Annotated in this window: 1 protein-coding gene; it reads right to left on the bottom strand. The window is 75.5% G+C overall.

The window, feature by feature from the left end:
- Positions 1–955: acyltransferase domain-containing protein (locus E1267_RS43860; protein WP_246064767.1), on the bottom strand; the 955-nt coding region annotated here is incomplete at its 3' end.
- Positions 956–972 lie beyond the last annotated feature (17 nt).

Raw genomic sequence — 972 nt, 5'->3', positions numbered from 1 at the left:
CCTCGTCACCCGACACCACCACCGCGGCCGGACCATTGACCGCCGCGATCCCGGCGCGGCCCTCGTACCCGTCGAGCAGCGGCAGCACCTCCGCCTCAGGCGCGGCCACCGCCAGCATCGCGCCGCCCTTCGGGAGCGCGTCCATGAGCCGGGCCCGCGTGGCGATCAGCGTGCAGGCGTCGGCCAGTGAGAGCACCCCCGCGACGTGGGCGGCGGCGATCTCGCCCACCGAGTGGCCGACCAGCACGTCCGGCCGCACGCCGAACGACTCCAGCAGCCGGTAGAGGGCCACCTCGAAGGCGAACAGCGCGGGCTGGGTCATCCCGGTCTCGTCGAGCACGCCGCCGGGGTCGGTGAACATCACCTCGCGCAGCGGGTACGGCAGTTGCGGGTCGAGCAGGGCGCAGGCCTCCTCAAGCGCCTGCGCGAACACGGGGAACGCGGCGGCGAGGTCCTTGCCCATGCCCGGCCGCTGGCTGCCCTGCCCGGTGAAGAGCAGCGCGAGCCGGCCGGGCCGGCCGCTGCCGGCGAGCACGCCGGGCGCGTCTGAGCCGCCGGCCAGGGCTCGCAGGCCGGCCAGCAACTCGTCGCGGTCGCCGCCCACGACGACGGCGCGGTGGTCGAGCGCGGCCCGGCCGGCGGCCAGCGCGGCGCCGGCCGCGGTGACCGGGATGTCGGGCGTCGCCCATTCCGCGAGCCGCCGTGCCTGCGCGGCCAGCGCCTCGGGGCTCTTGGCGGACAGGATCCAGGGCACCGCTGGGAGGTCGAACTCCTCGTCGGGGGCGGGAACGACCGGGTCGCCCTGCTCGATGATGACGTGGGCGTTGGTGCCGCTGATGCCGAAGGAGGAGACGGCGGCGCGGCGGGGGCGGTCGAGCTCGTCCCACGAACGAGCCTCCGTCAGCAGCTCCACCGCACCCGCCGACCAGTCCACATGCGGCGACGGCTCATCCACGTGCAACGTCTTCGGCA

The sequence above is a fragment of the Nonomuraea longispora genome, assembly GCF_004348345.1.
Lineage (GTDB): Bacteria > Actinomycetota > Actinomycetes > Streptosporangiales > Streptosporangiaceae > Nonomuraea > Nonomuraea longispora.
The sequence above is the reverse complement of the archived record's forward strand: the minus strand, read 5'-3'. Positions and strand labels throughout refer to the sequence as shown.